The sequence below is a fragment of the Demequina sp. NBRC 110051 genome (assembly GCF_002090055.1).
Taxonomy (GTDB): domain Bacteria; phylum Actinomycetota; class Actinomycetes; order Actinomycetales; family Demequinaceae; genus Demequina.
Genome location: NZ_BBRH01000019.1, coordinates 36,769 through 53,585 on the forward strand (window position 1 = coordinate 36,769; position 16,817 = coordinate 53,585).

The following is a 16,817-nucleotide window of genomic DNA, read 5'->3' on the forward strand; positions in this document are numbered from 1 at the left end:
GCTCTCAGCGAATCCGTGAGCCCCATGGGGCGCTCACCGTTGCTGTCACACTAGGTCTGTGCTTCTCGACGATTATCGCGACCTCACCGACGTGGCGCTGCGCCGCAAACTTGAGCCCGAGCGCGGCCTGTACATGGCCGAGGGTGCGAAGGTTATCGAGCGTGCCCTGGCCGCCGGGCACACGCCCCGGTCCATCCTGGTGAGCCCGCGCTGGGAATCCAGTGCCAGGGAGGCCCTCGCCGCCGCCGGCGTCGACGCCCCCGTGCTGGTGCGCTCCGAGGAGGAGCTCGAGGCCGTCACGGGGTTCCAGGTGCATCGCGGCGCGCTCGCGGCGATGGAACGCCCCGCGCTGCCGTCGGTCGCGGAGTTGGTGAGGGACGCCAAGCGAGTGGTAGTGCTCGAGGGCATCGTCGACCACACCAACGTGGGCGCGATCTTCCGCTCGGCGGCGGGCATTGGCGCCGACGCGATCATCTGCGCCCCTACCTGCGCCGACCCGCTGTACCGACGCAGCGTCAAGGTGTCCATGGGCACGGTGTTCCAGGTGCCGTGGACGCGCGCCGACGAGTGGCCGGGTGCGTTGGGCCAAGTGAAGGACGCCGGCTTTGTGGTGGCCGCGCTCGCGCTCGCGGACGACGCGGTGTCGCTGGACGAGTTCGCGGCCGCCGGTCACGAGCGCGTGGCGGTCGTGATGGGCGCCGAGGGCGATGGGCTCACCCGAGCCGCCCAGCGCGCGGCCGATGCCGTCGTCACCATCCCCATGGCCGGGGGAGTGGACTCGCTCAACGTGGCCGCGGCATCGGCGGTCGCCCTGTGGGCCCTGCGCTGACCGCCTGACCCGCCGTCCGCCCTGGCAGGCGTCCCCTGTGTGGCCGTCGATGGACGATGTCGGCGCCTCCTGCGATAATCGAACATATGTTCGAACGCGACTGGGGTGCAGCCCCGGCGCACGCAGGTCAGGAGGCACGCATGCTGGAGAGCCAGGGGACTGCGCTCGGCTCGCGCGCTGAGCGCCTGGCGGCCGCGCGCGCTGCCCTCAGCGCCGTCGAGACCCGTGTAGGGACCTCTCGCCAGGCAGGGGACCGACCCCGCCTTCCCCTCGACGACCTGCTGTCTGAGTTGCTGCCCGAGGGACTGGCGCGGGGCTCCGTGATCTCCGTGGACGGCTCCACCTCTCTCATGCTCGCGCTCGCGGCCACGGCGTCGAGTCAGGGGTCGTGGACCGCAATCCTGGGCATGCCGGCGGTGGGCGTCGTGGCGGCCGCGCGGCGCGGGTTCGACCTCGGGCGGCTGGTCCTGGTGCCGCACCCCGGCACTCAGGTCGTCGAGGCCGCAGGCGCCGCGGTGGATGGGATGGACGTCACCCTCGTGGGGCCGCGGGTGGCGCTATCGGAGGCGGACAGGCGCCGGCTCGCCTCCCGTGCGCGCGAGCGTGGCTCCGTCATCCTTGCCGCCGGCCCGTGGGCGGGTGCCCACACCACGATGACCGTCGAGCGTTCCTCCTGGCGCGGGCTAGGGGCCGGGGAGGGGAGGCTGCGCGAGCGTGACCTGTCCATCGCCGTCGCGGGCCGCCGCTCGGGCGCCGTCAGGCGCGTGCGGATCACTCTCGATGCCGACCTCACGGGCATGCGTGCCGCCGCCACCCGCGTCGCGGAGGAGGTCGCGTGAGCGCCCCGGCGCACGCGCGCGGCGGGCCCGCCACGGCGACCCGGCGGGCGGTGCTGTGGGTGCCCGACTGGCCGGTCGCGGCTGCAGCGCGCGCGGCAGGGATCGGGGCCGATGCCCCCGCAGCGGTGCTCCATGGGCGTGGCATGGTCGCGGTGTCGGCCGCGGCGCGTGCGGCCGGTGTGCGGCGCGGTCACGGCAAGCGCCAGGCGCAGAGGGCGTGCCCCGAGCTCGAGATCCTGCCCTACGACGAGGGACGTGACGCGCGTGAGTTCGAGGCGGTCGCTGCCGCAGCCGAGGAGGTGGTGGCGGGTGTCGAGATCTCCCGGCCGGGACTGCTGATGATCCCCGCCGAGGGTGCGGCGAGGTTCCACGGCTCCGAAGAGGCGCTCGCCGAGGCGCTGGTGGGCGCGGTGGCCGAGGTGTCCGGTCACGAGTGTGCTGTGGGGGCCGCCGACGGGCTGCTGGCCGCGATCATGGCTGCCCGTTCCTCGGTGCTCGTGCCCGCGGGGCGCTCCCCGGAGTTCCTCGCTGACGCCCCCGTCGAGGCGCTGAGCCTCGCCGCGATGGAACGCCGTCAACGCGAGGGGGTCGAGGACCTCGTCAGCGTGCTGACCAGACTGGGCATCACCACCCTGGCCCAGTTCACGGCGCTGCCCGCGGGGGACGTGCTCGCACGGTTTGGCCCCGTGGGGAGGTGGGCCCACCGCATCGGCCGCGGCGAGGACGTCCGCCCGCCCGTCCTGCGTCGCTCCGAGGAGGACATCGAGGTGGCGTACGAATTCGAGGAGCCCGCCGAGAGGGTCGAGCAGCTCACGCTCGTGGCCGCGGAGTCCTCGCGCCGGCTCGACGAGGCTTTGCTCGCGGCCGGAGTGCGCTGCTCGCGCGTGAGGATCGCGGCCCGCACCGAGCGCGGCGACACCCTCGAAAGGGTGTGGCGTACCGATGTCGGCTCGCGTGCGGGCGCTTTTTCCCGCCACATGGCCGACCGCGTGCGCTGGCAACTTGAGGGATGGCTGTCGGGCACCGCGAACGGTCCCGAGCCGGCGCCGCTGACGAGCCTCAGCCTCACCGCGCAGGACGTCATCGCGCTGGGGGACGAGCAGGCCTTCCTGTGGGGAGGAGCGTCAGGCGCCGACTCGCGTGCCCAGCGCACCGTGGAGCGCATGCAGTCCCTGTTGGGGTCCGATGCCGTGCTGGCGGTGCGCGAGCAGGGTGGCCGGTCGCCGCGCGATCGCGTGCTTGCGGCGCCGTGGGGGCAGGAGGTGCCCGCCGCGCGCAAGGTCGAGCACCCGTGGCCCGGACGCATCCCCGACCCCGCACCCGCGACTGTGCTGCCGCTGCCCGAGCCCATGCAGGTCCTCGATGCCGGCGGCAGCCCCGTCATCGTCGACCGTCGCCTGGCCCTCACCGCCCCGCCCACCTGGGTGCGGCTCCAAGCCGATCCCGGCAAGGCGCGCGCCGCCGCGGCCAGGCGTCACCCGGCTGCGGGCCACCTGGGGGAGGAGCCCACCTGGGGCGAGGCTCAGCCCGTCGAGGCGTGGGCGGGACCGTGGCCCATCGCCGAGCGATGGTGGTCGGCCGATGCCTCCCGGCGCGCCTACCTGCAGGTCGCGTTGCGCCGCGCCGACGGGGGGCCGGCGTTGCTCGCCGCCTTCTCCGCCGGCCAATGGTGGCTCGAGGCGATCTATGACTGAACCTCGCTACGCCGAGCTGCACGCCCACAGCGCCTTCAGCTTCCTCGACGGCGCGAGCCATCCCGAGGAGATGGCGGCCGAGGCGGGCCGTCTAGGCCTCAGCGCCCTCGCCATCACCGACCACGACGGCCTCTACGGCGCGGTGCGGTTCGCCAACGCCGCGCGCGCCATCGACCTCCCCACGGTGTTCGGTGCCGAACTGCACCTCGCCGCGCCCGAGACCCCCGGCGGCCCGCCCGTGCTCGACCCGCCCACCGGCAAGCCCGACCCGCGCGGCGCTCACGTGTTGGTCCTCGCGCGCGGGGCCAGCGGCTACGGCAGGCTGTCGCACGCCATCGGCATGGCCCACCTCGCGACCGGCGAGAAGGGCCTGGCCCGCTACACCTTGGAGGACTTGGCGGCCACGGGCGACGGCGAGTTCCTGGTGCTCACCGGCTGCCGTAAGGGCTCGGTGCGCCGGGCCCTCGCGGGCGTGGGAGTACCCGGCGCCAACCCGCTCGACGGTGCGGTCACCCGCGCGGGGCACGCGGCCGCGCGCCGCGAGCTCGACCGGCTCGTGGGGTTGTTTGGTCGCGACAACGTCGCCGTCGAGATCACCGACAGCGGCGACCCGTTCGATTCCGAGATCGCCGATGCCCTGGCCGACCTCGCCTTCGACGCCGACCTGCCGCTCGTGGCCACCACGAACGCGCACTACGCGTCCCCTCGCGATGCGGATCTCGCGGCGGCGGTCGCCGCCGTGCGCGCCCGCTCGTCGCTGGACGACATGGACGGCTGGCTTCCAGCCGGGGCCGCGGGCCACCTGCGCTCCGCGGCCGAGATGCTGGTGCGCCACCGCCGTCACCCGCAGGCCGTCGCCGCCGCGGCGGCCCTGGCCGACGAATGCGCCTTCGACCTCCAGTTGGTCGCCCCGCACCTGCCGCCGTACCCCGTGCCGGAGGGGCACTCCGAGGCCTCGTGGCTGCGCGAACTGGTGCGCCGCGGCGCCTACGAGCGCTACGGGCCGCCCCATGCGGAGCGTGTGCCCGGCGCGTGGGCCCAGATCGAGCACGAGATGAACGTCATCGAGGCGCTGGACTTCCCCGGCTACTTCCTCATCGTCCACGACATCGTGAACTTCTGCCGGGAGTCCGACATCCTGTGCCAGGGCAGGGGATCGGCCGCCAACTCTGCGGTGTGCTTCGCGCTCGGCGTCACCGCCGTGGACGCCGTCACTCACGGCCTGCTGTTCGAGCGCTTCCTCGCCCCCGAGCGCGACGGCCCGCCCGACATCGACGTGGACATCGAATCCGATAGGCGCGAGGAGGTCATCCAGTACGTCTTCCGGCGGTTTGGCCGCATCAACGCGGCCATGGTCGCCAACGTCATCCAGTACCGGCCGCGCTCGGCGGTGCGCGACGCCGCCAAGGCGCTCGGGTACGACGCCGGCCAGCAAGACGCGTGGTCCACGAGCATCGACAGGTGGGGGAGCCTGCGCATCCCGCAGGAAAAACAAGAGGAGTGGGCCGCCAAGCAGCGCGACGCCATGTGGCCCGAGCCGCCGCCGTCCCAGGACCTCGACCACATCCCCGAGCCCGTCCTCGACCTCGCCGACCGCTTCATGCGTCTGCCACGCCACCTCGGTATCCACCCCGGCGGCATGGTGCTGTGCGACCGGCCCGTGATCGACGTGTGCCCCGTGGAGTGGGCACGCATGCCCGGCCGCACCGTTCTGCAATGGGACAAGGACGACTGCGCCGACGCGGGCCTGGTGAAGTTCGACCTGCTGGGCCTGGGCATGCTGTCGGCGCTGAGGTACGCCTTCGGCTACATGCGCGACGTCGCCGGAGAGAACCTGGGACTGCACTCGCTGCCCCAGGAGGACCCGGAGGTGTACGACCTGCTGTGCGCCGCGGACACGGTGGGCGTGTTCCAGGTCGAGTCGCGCGCCCAGATGGCCACCCTGCCACGCCTCAGGCCGCGACGCTTCTACGACATCGTGATCGAGGTCGCCCTCATCCGCCCCGGCCCCATCCAGGGCGGCTCCGTGCATCCCTACATCAACCGCGCCCGCGGCCGCGAGGAGGTCACCTACCTGCACCCGCTGCTCCAGAAGTCGCTGGGCAAGACGCTGGGCGTGCCGCTGTTCCAGGAGCAGCTCATGCAGATGGCGATGGACTGCGCGGGCTTCGACGGCGCGCTCGCCGATCAGCTCCGCCGCGCCATGGGCTCCAAGCGCAGCCCCGAACGCATGGAGGCGCTGCGCGCACGCTTCATGGTCGGCGCGAACGAGCGCGGCATCACCGCGGACATCGCCGCGCAGATCTTCGACAAGCTCAAGGCGTTTTCCGACTTCGGCTTTCCCGAGTCGCACTCCTATTCGTTTGCCTACCTCGTCTACGCCTCAAGCTGGCTCAAGGTCCACCGGCCAGCCGCCTTCTACGCGGGCCTGCTGGCCGCGCAGCCCATGGGTTTCTACAGCCCGCAGTCGCTTGCTGCCGATGCCAGGCGTCACGGCCAGGTCATCCTCCGCCCGTGTGTGGCGAGGTCCGATGCGTTGGCTCGGGTCGAACGGCTCGGCTCGCCCTTCGAGGTGCCCGGCGAGGTACGCCGTGACATGGCGAGGCTGACCCACGTGGACCGCACGCTCGCCGTCCGCATGGGTCTCGCCTCGGTGCGAGGGCTCGGGGCCGATGCCGCCCAGGCCATCGTCGACGCCCGCGCCGAACGGCCGTTCGGCGACCTGCGCGACATGGCCAGGCGTGTGCGTGTGCGGCCGTCCGGCGTCTCGGGCCAGGCGGGGCTTGCCGCCGAGAAGGGGCTCACCACCGCGCAGTGGGAGGCGCTCGCCACCGCGGGCGCACTCGAGTCCTTCGGCGTGACGCGCCGCGAGGGGCTGTGGGCCTCGGGCGCGCTGTCGCTCGAGGGTCCGGACACCCTGCCCGGCACCGCGCCGGGTGTCGACGCGCCTATGCTGCCGGGCATGAGCGTGGTGGAGGAGGCCATCGCCGACGTGTGGGCGTCGGGGGTCTCGACCGACACTTACCCGACGGTGTTCGTGCGCGACGGGCTCGATGCCCAGGGTGTCCTCACCGTGGCGGGAGTGCTGGGCCACGAGGCCGAGCGGCGCGTGAGCGTGGCCGGTGTGGTGACGCACCGTCAGCGCCCGGGCACGGCGAAGGGCGTGACGTTCCTGTCGCTGGAGGATGAGACGGGGTTCCTCAACGTCATCTGCTCGCGCGGGCTATGGAAACGATTCCAGGCGGTCGCGCGGCGCTCGCCGGCGCTCGTCATCCGCGGCCGCATCGAGCGCGCAGACGGCGCCACGAACCTTGTTGCCGAGCACCTGTCCGCGCTGTCACTGAAGGTGCCGTCGAGGAGCCGCGACTTTCGGTGAAGGTTTCGCCTTGATGGTGAAAACACCTGCCAGAGCCGTGCTAGAGTTTCTTCTCGCTGATCCGCTCGCAAGAGCAGAGCAGTCACCCCGTCCGGGTGGCGGAATTGGCAGACGCGCTAGCTTGAGGTGCTAGTGCCCGTATTAGGGCGTGGGGGTTCAAGTCCCCCCTCGGACACCACAAGATGCAGGGCCGGAGCAGACGCTCCGGCCCTTCGTCGTTTCCTCAGGCCGTGTGGCGCTCGTGCACCGGTTGACGCAGGATCGTGCGCAAACGTTCGGGTGCCGTGCGGCGAGGATCGCCCAGGTAGATCTCGTGGTGCAGGCCGCGAGGAACGTACCCGTGCTCTGGCAAGAATCGGCGATGGAGCTCGTCGAGGACAGGACCCTCGTCGTCGTATGGGCCCACGTGGAGTGTCTGCACCGCAAGCCCCTCGTCGAGCGAGAGCACGCGGACATCGCCGAGCCGGGGAGCCTTGGGTGTGGCAGCGAGCGCGGACGCCGCCGCGTCGACCTGTCCGGCCTCGATCCACTCTGGCAATGCGATCATCACGGTCCAGTGCCACCGTGACTTGTCCCGCGCGACGGTGAAGGTTGCCATGTCATCGGCCCACCACAGTCCCTCGAGAGGCGGCACCACAAAGTCCCGACCCGCCTCGCGCTTGCTGATGTTCTTCACTGCGTATGCAAGCGAATAGAGCGACGCCACGGTGTCCGCGTAGAGGGCGGAGGTGTTGGGGTCTCCGTAGCCGTCGAGCGCGAGGTATCTCATCGGGGGCACCGTCAGGACGCGAAACTGCCCGTACCTGGCCCGATAGCTGTCGAGCGAGCGTTTGAGGTCGACCTTGTCGACGGTCACTGACGTCACCTCGTCTCGCTCGTAGACGTCGCGCGACGGAGGCGTCACGCCCGTCGCTTCACAATACTGCGGCAGTACTGCGCCGACAGCGTGGTGACCGTCGCGGGAATAGCAGGAGCGACATCGCAGTTGACTTGTGCGTCCGATGCAGTACACCCCAACGTGGCAAGGGAGAGAAGCTCATGGCCACCATTTTGTGGATCATCGCCGTTTTGCTTGTTGTCTTCGGCATCGTGCGCATCGTCCAAAAGGACGTGCTGTGGGGAGTCATCCTCATCGTGGTCGGCCTGCTGATCGGCCCCGGAGGCGTCAGCATCTTCACCTGATGAGCCGGCCCTACGCCGGCTGTTCCCGGAACGCCCGCCCTGCCGCTCTTGCCTTCTTGGGGCGGCTGGGCGGGCGTCGTCATGTCTGCCCCAGCCCGTTAGCCTGATCGCATGAGTCTCGACGTCGTCCGCACCTGCCAGGACCTCATCCGCATCGATACCTCCAACTACGGTGACGATCCCGGCCCCGGCGAGCGCGAGGCCGCCAACTATGTCGCGGACGTCCTCAGCGACCTGGGCCTGGACCCGGTGATTCGCGAGTCCCAGCCGGGCCGCGCGAGCCTCACCGCCCGCTGGAAGGGCGCCGACTCCACCCGCCCGGGCATGGTGCTCCACGGCCACCTCGACGTGGTCCCCGCCTTCGCCGAGGATTGGTCGGTGGACCCGTTCGGCGCGGAGATCAAGAACGGCATGCTCTATGGCCGAGGCGCGGTCGACATGAAGAACATGGACGCCATGATTCTCGCGTCGGTGGCGCAGATGATCGAGTCCGGCCAGCAGCCCCCGCGCGACGTGGTCATCGCTTTTTTCGCCGATGAGGAGCACGGCGGGCGCAGGGGAGCCGGATGGATGGTGGAGAACCACCCCGAGGACTTCGCTGGCTGCACGGAGGCCGTCAGCGAGGTGGGAGGCTTCTCCGCCTACGTCAACGGCAAGCGTGCCTACCTGCTGCAGACCGCGGAGAAGGGCATTCAGTGGCTGCGTCTCATCGCGCACGGCAAGCAGGGGCACGGTTCACTCGTGCACACGGACAACGCGGTCGCTCACCTCGCGGGTGCGCTTCACCGCATCGCTTCTCACGGTTGGGACATCGACGTCACCCCCACGGTGGAGACGCTGCTGCGCGGAGTGGCCGACCTCGAAGGCATCGAGTACGAGCCCACGCCCGAGGTCATCGGCAAGCTCATCGACGGGCTCGGCGCGGTGGGACCCATGATCGACGCCTCGATCCGCAACACCGCGAACCCCACCATGATGGACGCGGGCTACAAGACGAACGTGGTGCCTGACACCGCGATCGGGTACGTCGACACCCGCTTCCTCCCTGGGCAACAGGAGCAGGTGCTACGCCAGATCGAGGAGCTCGCCGGCACCCACGTGAAGGTCGAGCCCTACATCACCGAGCGCAGCCTCGAGGCGCCGTTCGACGTGCCCCTCGTGGAGAAGATGGTGGCCGCTCTCGGGGTCGAGGACCCCGGCGCCACCGTGCTGCCGTACAACATGATGGGCGGCACCGACAATAAGCACCTCGCCGCGCTGGGCATCGCCGGCTACGGGTTCGCGCCGCTGCAGCTGCCGCCCGATCTCGACTTCCCGAGCCTCTTCCACGGCATTGATGAGCGCATCCCAGTCGACTCGCTGCACTTCGGCACCAAGGTACTGAGCCGCTTCCTGGCGAGCTGCTAGGCGGCTCCGCCACGACGGCTAGCCAGCCACGGCATCGGCCGTACAGACGCCGCCGCGCACGCCCTAGCGGTGCATGAGTGCTGCTCTCAGCCCTGAGAGCTCGAAAAAGGATCCAAACGGCGCACCGGGGAGGGGGCGGGACTAAGCCGCGTCCGTGCGCTCCACCCGCATCACGCGGCGCTTGAGCCACACCCGGCGCGCGCCGCCGATGAACTTCTGCGAGCGGGCGAGCTCCCAGCGGCCGTACTCGGCCTGCTCGGTGAGAAGTGAGCGGGCCTCCGCACGCGTCACGTCGCGCGGAATGTCCACGACGCGCCATTCGAAACGGCTCGTCGCGGGCTCGCGGTGACGACGCGGGTGGACCACGTGTGCTCCGGCCGGGTTCGAGTGCTTGCTCATCACACCTCCCATTGAACTGCATTCGCGGATATCGTCATGACTATGAGCGCAGATGCCCGTGAGGCCCTTCGCCGTCTGACCGCCGCCTTCGAGGAACACCTCGGGGCGGTGGCGTCGCGTCGCGGCGACGAGGATGCCGCCGTCGACGACGCATACGAGGCCCTTGCGGAGGCCTTCGTCCGGTACGAGGAGGCGCTCGACATCGAGTACGCGGAGACGCTGCCGGTCCTCCTCGACGAGGACTTCGACGACGACTCCCTCGACGGGCACGCCGAAGAGGACGAAGAGGACATGGACGACGACATGGACGACTTCGACCTGAGGAACGAGTAGGCGCCTGTCGTCATCGTCTACCTCCGCTCGGGATATCCGAGGACGGGGGCGGAGACCTCGTCGAGCGCGTCCCCGATGGCCGGGGGCAGGTCCAAATCGGCCGCGGCGAGCGCCGGAGTCAGTTGCGCCGCGGTGCGGGCGCCCACGATCGCGCTTGCGAGGCCGGGTCTGCCGAGCACCCACGCCAGCGCCGTCTCGAGCGGGGACCATCCCAGCCCCTCCGCAGCGGTCTCGAGGGCGCTCACCACCGCGCCGGCACGCTGCCCCATGTATGGAGCAACAAAGCCGGACAGGTGCTCGGACGCGGCGCGAGAATCGGCCGGGATGGCGTCGCGGTACTTGCCCGTCAGCACACCTCGTCCGAGGGGAGACCAGCCCAGGATGCCCATGCCGAGTGCCTCGGCGGCGGGAACGACCTCGCGCTCGATCCCGCGCTGCAGCAGCGAGTACTCGACCTGCGTCGCGGCGATCGCGGGACGACCCGTCGCCATCGTCGCGATACGTGACATGGCCCACGCGGGGAAGTTCGAGACACCCACGTAGCGCGCGCGACCCGAGTTCACGGCGATCTCGAGGGCGTGAAGCGTCTCCTCGAGAGGCGTGACCGCGTCATAAGCGTGGACGAGCCACAGGTCGACGTAGTCGGTGCCGAGCCGCTCGAGCGACTCGTCGAGGGTTCCCAGCAGGGTGTCTCGGGAGGCGTCGATGACGCCGCCACGCGCGGTGCGCTTGATGCCGGCCTTGGTGCACACCTGCACATCCCTGCGGGACACCGTGCCGCCCAGCATGGCGCCGATGAGCGACTCGGAGCCGCCGTCGGCGTACGAGGCCGCGGTGTCGAGGAGCGAGCCGCCGGCATCCAGGAAGGCGTCCAACTGCTGGCCGGCCTCATCCGCGTTGGTGTCACGGGACCACGTCATGGTTCCCAGCGCGAGGCGTGACACCTCGAGTCCGCTCGATCCCACCCGTGCGCGTTCCATGGACGCGAACCTACCGAACCGACCGGGGTGCTCGGGGACGCGACGCGCGGACGCTAGCCTTGCGCCCATGGATTGGTGGGAAGCGGTCATCCTCGGGCTGGTGCAGGGACTCACGGAGTTCCTGCCCATTTCGTCCAGCGCACACATCAGGGTGATTGGCCCGCTGTTGCCGCACGGCGCCGACCCGGGCGCAGCCTTCACCGCGATCATCCAGCTGGGCACCGAGGCCGCGGTGCTGCTGTACTTCCGCAAGGACATTGCTCGGATCATCGCGGCGTGGTTCCGTGCGCTCGGCGGCAAGAACGGCGCCGACCGCGCCCACCGCCTGGGCAAGGGCAGCCCCGATGCCCTGATGGGCTGGTGGGTGATCCTCGGATCGATCCCCATCGTGGTGCTGGGACTGCTGTTCCAGGATGCGATCGAGGGGCACCTGCGCAACCTGTACCTCACCGCCGCCGTGCTCGCGATCTTCGGCCTGGTGCTGGGCTTCGCCGACAAGATCGGCAAGCGCACGCGCGAGCTGGACTCGCTCACGGCGAAGGACGCGTGGCTCCTGGGCCTCGCCCAGGCGATGGCACTGATCCCCGGCGTGTCCCGTTCGGGCGGCACCATCTCCATGGGCCTGTTCCTTGGCCTTACACGCGAGGCCGCTGCGCGCTACTCGTTCCTGCTGGCCATCCCCGCGGTGCTGGGTTCGGCGGGACTCGAGGTCGTCACCAACACGAGCGAGTTGACCGAGCCGGGCGGCGCGGGGATCGCGGCCACGGTGATCGCGACCATCGTCGCGTTCGTGGTCGGCTACGCCGTCATCGTGTGGTTCCTGAGGCTCATCACGCACCGCACGTTCTGGCCGTTCGTCTGGTACCGCCTGGGCTTCGCCGGCCTCATCGTCGTGCTGCTCGGCGCGGGAGTGGTCCCGGCGCTGTAAACGGACGGCCGATGCCGTGGCTGAGCCAGCGCATCGGCTCGCCTTTCGCGCGGGCTGCCGGTCGTGGGCGCGGTGCTGCTACTTGGCCGTGCCGCCGTCGCGGCGACGCAGGAAGCGCTCAAATTCCGCGGCGATCGCGTCTCCCGAGGCCTCGGGGAGGCTCGTCTCGTCCATCACGGACTCGAGTTGGCGCACGTGCTCGGCGATCTCCTCGTCGTCCTCGGCGAGCTCGTCGGCGCCGCGCTGCCAAGCCTCGGCCTCGTCGGGCAGCTCGCCCAGGTCGATCGAGACGCCGATGAGTCGCTCGATCTGCGTCAGTAGGGCCGCGGAAGCCTTGGGGCTCGGCGGATGCGCGATGTAGTGGGGCACACCCACCCAGACGCTGAGGACGCGGATGCCGCGCAGTTGAGCCTCGTGACCGAGCACGCCCACGATGCCCGTGGGGCCCTCGTAGTCGGAGCGCTCCAGGCCGAACTCCTCGCGCGCGTCGTCGTCCTCGCTCGTGACGAATGTGGGCAGCGGACGAGTGTGGGGCACGTCGACCAGCAGGGCACCGACGGTCACGATGGTCGTGACGCCCAGGTCCTCGGCGTGGTCCAGTACCTCCGCGCAGAACGAGCGCCACCGCATGGACGGCTCGATGCCGCGCGCGAGCACAATCTTCGGCCCGCCCTCGGGCCTCGCCGTGGACAGGACGGTGCCGGGCCATGACACCACGCGCTCACCCGTGGGCCCTCGCGTGATGGTCGGACGGCTCACCTGAAAGTCGTGGTAATCCTCGGGATCGAGGGCCGCGTGTTCGCGGGCGTCCCACCACGTCGCGAGATGGTCGAGCGCCGACGACGCCGCGGAGCCCGCGTCGTTCCACCCTTCGAACGCGGCGAGCATGACCGTCTCGTGCGCGCCGAGCGTCGGTTCCTGATCCTCCGTATCCATCCGCCCAGCCTAGACTCGTGGCCCGTGACTACGCACGCATCCGCGCCCGCCGCCGTCCTGTGGGATATGGACGGCACCCTCATCGACTCCGAGCCGTATTGGATTGCGGCGGAGACCGAGCTCGCCGGCCGCTTCGGTGTCCCCTGGACCCACGAGGACGGCCTGGGCCTGGTCGGCAACCCGCTCACCGTGTCGGCCCAGGTGCTCCGCGATCGGGGAGTCGACATGGAGATCGACGACATCATTGCGTTCCTCCTCATGCGCGTGAGCGACGACGTCCGCGGGCACGTGCCGTGGCAGGATGACGCGCGCCGCCTGCTTGAGGCCGCCGTCGCCGCTGGCATCCCGTGTGCGCTGGTGACGATGTCCTACACGCGGATGGCCGATGCGTTCCTGGCCTCGGTTCCCGAGGCCTTTTCCGTGGTCGTCACCGGGGATCGGGTCAGCCGCGGCAAGCCGGATCCCGAGGCGTACCTCACCGCGGCGCGCGAACTCGGTGTCGACATCGCCGACTGCGTGGCGATCGAGGACTCGCCTTCGGGCGTGGGTTCGGCGTGGAGCGCGGGTGCTCGCACCGTGGGCGTGCGGCGCATCGTGCCGCTCGAGCCGCGTGCGGGGCTCAGCCGCGTGCGCGGGCTCGACGGCTGGACGGTTCAGACGCTCACGCGGGTCGCCGGTGGCGAGGTCATCGACGAGTTGGGCGAGGAGCGCTAGCGCCGACGGCTATCCCCGCGCCCACGGCTGACGCTCGAGGGTCGCCGGCGCGCCGGCGGAGGCCGCCTGCTGCATCGTGAGCGCGAGCGCCCAGTCCTGGGCGCCGTCCGCGAGCGGGTAGGGCGCGCTCGCCCCGTCGTGAATCCATGCGCTCATGCCGGCGAGCAGGTCGGTGACGGCGATCTCGTCGTCCGCCATGCGCGTGCCGGTCCACCGGTTGCGATAGAGCACGTCGGTGCCGAGTGCGATGTGGTCCAAGTCATTGCCCTCGAGGTTCAGCTCGACGCCGGTGTGGCGGCGCTCGAGGCGCGTCGTCGTGATGGTGCGCGTGCCGGTGAGCGCCGTGACGCGGTCGTCGACCACCTCGCCGCGCGAGCCACGCACCGCGATGCGGTCGGCGCGTAGCGCGTTCCACCATTGGTTGTCGGTGAAGTCGTAGGTGCCCACCCGGCCGGACTCGAATTCGAGGATGGCCCGCAGGGTAATGGCGTCTTGCTCCGTGTCGTCGTCGGTCCAGCCCTCGCGCGTGTGCGGATCGACCAGGGGATGGGACTTCGGAAACGCCGTGATGCGCGCACCCTCGTCGCCGACCCCCAGCATCGAGCGCAAGACAGCCATCGCGTGATACAGGTGCGTCGAGGACACCTCGACCTCGTTGACGCGGCCGATGAGACCGCGCTCGACGACCGCGCGGCGTGCCACGTGCCCGGGGTAGCCCGGGTACTGCTCGGCGATCTGGACCAGGCCGGGGTCTCCCACGTCCGCCCACAGCCGGTGAAGGCCCTCGAGGTCGGGCGCCGGCGGCGTCTCGCACAGCACCGGCAGGCCCAGCGCGACCGCCTCGCGCGTCACCTGGGGCGCCGCCTCCCACGGGACCGAGACGACCACGAAGTCCGGCCGGTCCGCCGCGACGGCCTCGGCGAGCGAGCGCCACGATGCGAGGCCACGCTCCGCTCGGGCCTGCTCGCCGCGCTCGGCGGTGCGGGTGATGACGCCCGTCACGCGGAACTGATCGGGCAGTAACTGGGCGGGGCGCAAGAAAAACGGCGCGCGCCAGCCGTATCCGACCACGGCGTAGCTCGCGGGGCTGGGGATCGTCATTGATCGTCCTTTCTTAGAAGGGAGGGGAGGTCAGGCGGCCGGGACCGGCCTCACCCCGAGCGCGCGCTCGACCGCGTCGGGGTCAAGCGGGGGAGTGACGCCGCCGAACTCGGGGCACAGCGACTGGAAGGAACACCAGCCACACAGCTTGGACTTCTTGCTGCGGAACGCTCCCGCACGCGCCGCGCCCAGGATGTCGTCCCACAGCTCGCGGACCTCGAACTCGATCTGCGCGAGGTCGTCGTCGCTGGGTCGGAGCACCAACGTGCCCCCGTCCTTGAGGAACAGCAGTTGCAGCAGCGAGGGACGTCGACCCCGGAGCCGTTCGACGAGCAGCGCATAGAAGCGCATCTGGAACTTTTCCTTGTGCCCATACTGCGGCAGCGGGGTCTTGCCCGTCTTGTAGTCGATGATGCGGATCGAGCCGTCAGGGGCCACGTCGACGCGGTCGATGAAGCCACGCAGCAGCGGGCCCTCGGGCAGCTGCAGTTCGACGAACTCCTCGCGTCCCGCGGGCTCGAGGCGCTGCGGATTCTCCATCGTGAAGTACGTGGCGAGGCGGCCGCGGCCGTCCGCGAGCCACGCAGCCTCGGCCGCGGCGTCCTCGTGGAGCTCGCCGAGCGCTGGATCGCGCTCGAGCATGGCGCGCCACTGGGGCTCGAGCATGGCCGATGCCGTGGCTTCGGTGCGTTCGAGCGCGGGCTTGTCGTACAGGTGCTCGAGCACCGAGTGCACGAGGGTGCCGAGTGTGGCGGCTGCGGACGGCGGCTCGGGGATCTTGTCCACCACCCGCAGGCGGTACATGAGCGGGCACTGGCGGAAGTCGCCCGCGCGCGAGGGCGACAGGGCGGGGGAGCGACGCGACATGTGACCAGGGTAGGTGCACCCTCCGACACCGCCGCGGCACGGGCGCGCCCACGCGACCGTCTACGGTGGAACCCATGACGCAGTCCCCGCGCCCCACCCGTGGCCTGACGCTCGGGCGGATCTTTGGCGCTCGCATCGTCGTCCAGTACTCGACCCTCGTGATGCTCGTGATCCTCGCGCTGCTGTTCGCGACCAGCGGCGGCGTGGAACTGAGCCGGCGCACCTTCACGGTAGGCCTGATCCTCGCCGTGCTGCTGTTCGTCTCGGTGTTCCTGCACGAAGTCGCGCACGCCGCGACGGCCCGGGCGTTCAAGCGCGACGTCAACGAGATCGTTCTGACCCTGTGGGGAGGGCACACGAGTTATGACGCCCGCGCCCTGACCCCCGTCGTCATGGGCACGACCTCCGCCGCGGGTCCCGTCGCAAACCTGGTCCTCGCGGGCCTCGCCTGGATCCCGCTCGCGACGGGCGCGCTCGAGCCCTCCCTCATGGACTGGGTGCTGGGCGACGTGACGTTGTACGTCATCGTGCAATGGGTTGCGTGGGCCAACCTGATCCTGGCGATCTTCAACGCCCTGCCCGGCATCCCGATGGACGGCGGTCGAGTGCTCGAGGCCATCGTGTGGTCGGTCACGGGCAACCGTTACACGGGCATGAAGGCCGCCGCGTGGGCCGGTCGCGCCATCGCCGTCGGCGTCGTGCTGGTCGCGCTCGCGATCCCCGTGCTCAACGGGCGCAGCCCCGACCTGTTCGACATCGTGTGGGCCATGCTCGTCTTCGCGATCCTGTGGCCAGCGGCGTCGAACGCGCTCAAGGTGGCCCAGGCGCTGGGCAAGCGTGCCAGCGTGACCGCGCGGGAGCTCACCGTGCCCGCCGTGACCGTCGCGCACCACGTCACGGTGGCCGAGGCTCGCGCCGCTGCTGAGGCCGCAGGTGCTGTCGAGGTGGTGGTGCTCGCCGTCGATGGCGCCGCCGCAGGCCATTTCCCCGTCGCGCTCACCGATGCCGTCGAGGAGCACGACCGCGCCACCACCGGCCTGCAGTCCGTCACCATGCCGCTGCCCCGAGGAGCGGCCGTCGAGGCCAGTGCCGGTGGAGAAGCGCTGGTGGACGCCCTGCAGCAGTGGTGGGGCCGCACCGACGTCTGGGTTGCCGTGGACCGCGGCGCGATCGTGGGCGTCGTGAGGCTGGCCGATGCGATGAAGGCCCTGCAATAGCGCGCACCTAGACTG

The 16,817-nt window shown here is 70.7% G+C and carries 16 protein-coding genes and 1 tRNA gene; 11 read left to right on the forward strand and 6 right to left on the reverse strand.

All coding sequences use genetic code 11. From position 1 onward, the window contains the following. Positions 1–58 precede the first annotated feature (58 nt). From B7K20_RS11535 to B7K20_RS11555, 5 genes are all read left to right on the forward strand, one after another. Complete coding sequence (locus B7K20_RS11535) at positions 59–829, forward strand: RNA methyltransferase (RefSeq protein ID WP_234985817.1); 771 nt, start codon at positions 59–61, stop codon at positions 827–829. Positions 830–969: 140 nt separating this feature from the next. Further along, the gene (locus B7K20_RS11540) at positions 970–1,668 is read left to right on the forward strand and encodes a hypothetical protein (protein WP_144018663.1); all 699 of its coding nucleotides are present in this window, start codon (positions 970–972) and stop codon (positions 1,666–1,668) included. Beyond that, positions 1,665–3,362, forward strand: coding sequence for a DNA polymerase Y family protein (locus tag B7K20_RS11545; RefSeq protein WP_200809088.1), 1,698 nt, complete (start codon positions 1,665–1,667; stop codon positions 3,360–3,362). Before B7K20_RS11540 ends, B7K20_RS11545 begins: the two co-directional genes overlap by 4 nt. Further along, positions 3,355–6,738, forward strand: a complete 3,384-nt coding sequence (locus B7K20_RS11550; RefSeq protein ID WP_084102676.1) for an error-prone DNA polymerase — start codon at positions 3,355–3,357, stop codon at positions 6,736–6,738. Before B7K20_RS11545 ends, B7K20_RS11550 begins: the two co-directional genes overlap by 8 nt. 89 nt (positions 6,739–6,827) lie before the next feature. Further along, positions 6,828–6,916: transfer RNA gene (locus B7K20_RS11555), tRNA-Leu, on the forward strand. A gap of 45 nt (positions 6,917–6,961) precedes the next feature. Here B7K20_RS11555 and B7K20_RS11560 read toward each other — a convergent pair. After that, entirely contained in the window at positions 6,962–7,594 is a 633-nt protein-coding gene (locus tag B7K20_RS11560; RefSeq protein ID WP_200809089.1) for a GyrI-like domain-containing protein, read from the reverse strand. Positions 7,595–7,776: 182 nt separating this feature from the next. Between B7K20_RS11560 and B7K20_RS13150 the strand changes: the two genes are divergently transcribed. Together B7K20_RS13150 and B7K20_RS11565 are read left to right on the forward strand one after the other, a co-directional pair. Next, entirely contained in the window at positions 7,777–7,920 is a 144-nt protein-coding gene (locus B7K20_RS13150) for a GPGG-motif small membrane protein (RefSeq protein WP_200809090.1), read from the forward strand. Positions 7,921–8,031: 111 nt separating this feature from the next. Beyond that, positions 8,032–9,327 carry a M20/M25/M40 family metallo-hydrolase gene (locus tag B7K20_RS11565; protein ID WP_084102678.1) on the forward strand — a complete coding sequence of 432 codons (1,296 nt, stop codon included), beginning with the start codon at positions 8,032–8,034 and terminating at the stop codon, positions 9,325–9,327. A 141-nt stretch (positions 9,328–9,468) separates the two neighbouring features. Here the strand turns inward: B7K20_RS11565 and B7K20_RS11570 are convergent, their stop codons facing one another. After that, a complete protein-coding gene (locus tag B7K20_RS11570) occupies positions 9,469–9,726 on the reverse strand; it encodes a DUF5703 family protein (protein ID WP_234985818.1) in 258 nt (85 codons plus the stop codon). 42 nt (positions 9,727–9,768) lie between these two features. On the opposite strand from B7K20_RS11570, the gene B7K20_RS11575 reads away from it, so the two are divergent. Continuing rightward, on the forward strand, positions 9,769–10,059 hold the full coding sequence (locus tag B7K20_RS11575; RefSeq protein ID WP_084102679.1) for a hypothetical protein: 291 nt from the start codon (positions 9,769–9,771) through the stop codon (positions 10,057–10,059). Between the two features lie 17 nt (positions 10,060–10,076). Here B7K20_RS11575 and B7K20_RS11580 read toward each other — a convergent pair whose 3' ends face one another. Next, complete coding sequence (locus B7K20_RS11580; RefSeq protein WP_084102680.1) at positions 10,077–11,039, reverse strand: aldo/keto reductase; 963 nt, start codon at positions 11,037–11,039, stop codon at positions 10,077–10,079. Between the two features lie 67 nt (positions 11,040–11,106). Here B7K20_RS11580 and B7K20_RS11585 point away from each other — a divergent pair, with 67 nt between their 5' ends. After that, positions 11,107–11,967, forward strand: a complete 861-nt coding sequence (locus B7K20_RS11585; protein WP_084102681.1) for an undecaprenyl-diphosphate phosphatase — start codon at positions 11,107–11,109, stop codon at positions 11,965–11,967. A 78-nt stretch (positions 11,968–12,045) separates the two neighbouring features. Here B7K20_RS11585 and B7K20_RS11590 read toward each other — a convergent pair whose 3' ends face one another. Then, positions 12,046–12,903 carry a PAC2 family protein gene (locus tag B7K20_RS11590; RefSeq protein ID WP_084102682.1) on the reverse strand — a complete coding sequence of 286 codons (858 nt, stop codon included), beginning with the start codon at positions 12,901–12,903 and terminating at the stop codon, positions 12,046–12,048. A 24-nt stretch (positions 12,904–12,927) separates the two neighbouring features. On the opposite strand from B7K20_RS11590, the gene B7K20_RS11595 reads away from it, so the two are divergent. Continuing rightward, entirely contained in the window at positions 12,928–13,617 is a 690-nt protein-coding gene (locus tag B7K20_RS11595; protein ID WP_234985819.1) for an HAD family phosphatase, read from the forward strand. 9 nt (positions 13,618–13,626) lie between these two features. Here B7K20_RS11595 and B7K20_RS11600 read toward each other — a convergent pair whose 3' ends face one another. Together B7K20_RS11600 and B7K20_RS11605 are read right to left on the reverse strand one after the other, a co-directional pair. After that, positions 13,627–14,718 carry a Gfo/Idh/MocA family protein gene (locus B7K20_RS11600; RefSeq protein ID WP_084102683.1) on the reverse strand — a complete coding sequence of 364 codons (1,092 nt, stop codon included), beginning with the start codon at positions 14,716–14,718 and terminating at the stop codon, positions 13,627–13,629. Between the two features lie 30 nt (positions 14,719–14,748). After that, positions 14,749–15,585 carry a PD-(D/E)XK nuclease family protein gene (locus tag B7K20_RS11605; RefSeq protein WP_200809091.1) on the reverse strand — a complete coding sequence of 279 codons (837 nt, stop codon included), beginning with the start codon at positions 15,583–15,585 and terminating at the stop codon, positions 14,749–14,751. 74 nt (positions 15,586–15,659) lie between these two features. Between B7K20_RS11605 and B7K20_RS11610 the strand changes: the two genes are divergently transcribed. Continuing rightward, entirely contained in the window at positions 15,660–16,802 is a 1,143-nt protein-coding gene (locus tag B7K20_RS11610) for a site-2 protease family protein (RefSeq protein WP_084102684.1), read from the forward strand. The last annotated feature ends 15 nt before the right edge of the window (positions 16,803–16,817 follow it).